Origin of the sequence: Haloquadratum walsbyi J07HQW2 (assembly GCF_000415985.1) — an archaeon.
Taxonomy (GTDB): Archaea; Halobacteriota; Halobacteria; order Halobacteriales; family Haloferacaceae; genus Haloquadratum; species Haloquadratum walsbyi_B.
Genome location: NZ_KE356561.1, coordinates 3,209,629 through 3,210,986, shown reverse-complemented (window position 1 = coordinate 3,210,986; position 1,358 = coordinate 3,209,629). Strand labels below are relative to the sequence as shown.

Here is a 1,358-nt window from a genome sequence, read left to right as displayed (position 1 = left end):
AGGTGCTGCAACAGTTGCATGACCCAGATTAAGTGTTCCATTGCGAACTGTTGCATCTAGCCGATTGGAAGTGCCCACAAAGTCTGCAACAAAACTGTTCGCTGGAGCTTCATAGATTTCATCCGGTGTTCCAACCTGCTCAATGTGACCGTTATTCATAACGGCAATCCGATCACACATTACCATTGCCTCAGTCTGATCATGAGTCACGTATAGTGAGGTAACATCGATATCATCGAGTAACGAGCCAATCTCCTGTTGTAATCGGGTCTTGAGCTTGGCATCTAAGCCAGTCATCGGTTCATCAAGTAACAACACACGGGGCTCAATCGCCAACGCTCGAGCAAGCCCGACTCGCTGTTGTTGCCCACCTGAGAGTGTTGTTGGGTCACGGTTGCCCATCTCACCGATATCAAGCAGTGTGAGTAGTTCCTCCGCTCGTTCAGCACGCTGTTCTTTCGGTATCTCTCGCATTTTCAAGCCGAATTCGATATTTTCCTGGACGGTCATGTTATTGAACAGCGCATATGACTGAAACACCAACCCGACATTACGCTGTTCAGGTGGAACGTGCGTCATCTCTTCACCATCGAATAAAACTTGACCTGAATTCGGTGTCTCAAATCCTGCGACCGTTCGGAGCGTCGTTGTTTTGCCACACCCAGACGGACCTACTAATCCAATTGTCTCTCCTGGTTCGACAGTTAATGAGACAGTGTCTACAGCGACCGTTTCATCGAATTGCTTCGTGATATTATCAATCGTAACACGTTCAGCCATTTATCTGACACCTCCAACCGAAAAGCCACTTTCACCAATATAATTCAACAGCGCGGTCACCACAGCGACAATCACAAAGTAAATTGAGATGGCAGCTGCAGCTCGTAAAAACGGATTATTCGAAATATTCTCAAATAAGAACAATGAGAATGGGCGTGGACCACTAGAGTATACGACATATGAGAAATTAAACTCCGCAGCGGCGAGTGTCCAACAAATGATTGATCCTGAGATAATCCCTTGTTTGGCGCCTGGAATAATGACTCGTAAGAAGGTAGTCGTCCAGGAAGCCCCGAGTGAGCGAGCACTCTCTTCCATGCTTCTCAGGTCCATCGACTCAAATGAAGATTGAACAGCGAGTACCATATATGGGATCTTCAAAAGCGAATATCCCAACACAAGCGCAATAACGCTTGGGAGACCGGGATATGTCTTCAGGAAGGCAATACCGAGGATAATCCCGGGAACGATAGGCAATACAGCAAATGTGTTCACTAATCGTCGACCAGGGAATTCATATCGGGTCACCGCATACGCAATCGGAACACCGGCGAGCAAATTGATGACGACACCAAACA

The 1,358-nt window shown here is 47.3% G+C and carries 2 protein-coding genes; both read right to left on the bottom strand.

Annotation, left to right across the window (positions count from 1 at the left end):
* Positions 1–780: ABC transporter ATP-binding protein (locus J07HQW2_RS15030; RefSeq protein WP_021056480.1), on the bottom strand; the 780-nt coding region annotated here is incomplete at its 3' end.
* The coding region (locus J07HQW2_RS15025; protein WP_021056479.1) for an ABC transporter permease at positions 781–1,358 on the bottom strand (578 nt) is incomplete at its 5' end.